This window comes from Methylobacterium nigriterrae (genome assembly GCF_037106235.1).
Taxonomy (GTDB): domain Bacteria; phylum Pseudomonadota; class Alphaproteobacteria; order Rhizobiales; family Beijerinckiaceae; genus Methylobacterium; species Methylobacterium nigriterrae.
On record NZ_JBAWTG010000406.1, the window covers coordinates 1 to 1,067 of the forward strand.

Sequence of the window (1,067 nt, forward strand, 5' to 3'; positions counted from 1 at the left end):
GCGCCGAGGCATCGACGGGGAAGCAGGCCGGCAGCCTCCCGGCGCCGCGCGAGACCACGACCGCGCTCCTGCCCGGGATCGTGCTGTGCCTCGCCATCACGGCGGTCGCGGTCGGGTTGCAGAGCCTCGAGGAGCACGGCCTCGGCCATCCCTACATCGAGGCGCTCGTCATCGCGATCCTGATCGGCATCGGCCTGCGCACCGCCTGGCAGCCGGACCGGCGCTTCCAGGCCGGCATCGCCTTCTCGGCCAAGCAGGTGCTCGAAGTCGCCGTCACGATGCTCGGCGCCTCCTTGAGCCTCGGGGCGATCCTGGCCTCCGGCCCGGCGCTGCTCACCGGCATCGTCGCCACCGTCATCCTGGCGATCACGGCGAGCTACGGCCTCTGCCGCGCCCTCGGCCTGCCGGCCCGCATGGCGCTCCTCGTGGCCTGCGGCAACGCCATCTGCGGCAACTCGGCCATCGCCGCCGTGGCGCCCGTGATCGGGGCCGACAGCAAGGACGTCGCCGCGGCGATCGCCTTCACGGCGGTGCTGGGCGTCCTGATGGTGCTCGGCCTGCCCCTGTTCATCCCGCTCGCCGGCCTGTCGCAGAACCAGTACGGCGTCCTGGCCGGCCTGACCGTCTACGCCGTGCCGCAAGTTCTCGCCGCCACCGTGCCGGCCGGGCTCGTCAGCACGCAGGTGGGCACGCTCGTCAAGCTCGTGCGCGTGCTGATGCTCGGGCCCGTCGTGGTGGCCCTGTCGCTGATCGCGCCGCTGCTGCCGCCCGAGGGGGCGAGCGCCAAGGGATCGACGAAGGCCCGGCCGGGCCGGCTCGGCTTCTTCAAGCTGGTGCCCTGGTTCATCCTGGGCTTCCTGGCGCTCGCGGCCTCGCGCTCGCTCGGGCTGATCCCGGACGGGGCCGCCAGGCTGCTGACCCAGGCCGCCGGCTACCTGACGATCGTGTCGATGGCAGCGCTCGGGCTCGGGGTCGACGTGCGGGTCCTGGTCCGGGTCGGCGGCCGCGTCACGGCCGCGGTCACGGCCTCGCTCGTCGTGCTCATCGCCATCAGCCTCGCGCTGATC

The 1,067-nt window shown here is 73.4% G+C and carries 1 protein-coding gene; it reads left to right on the forward strand.

Translation table 11 applies throughout. The features are described from left to right. Positions 1 to 68 precede the first annotated feature (68 nt). Positions 69 to 1,067, forward strand: a 999-nt coding sequence (locus tag WDW90_RS37425) for a YeiH family protein (RefSeq protein ID WP_336492773.1), incomplete at its 3' end; no start/stop codon positions are given.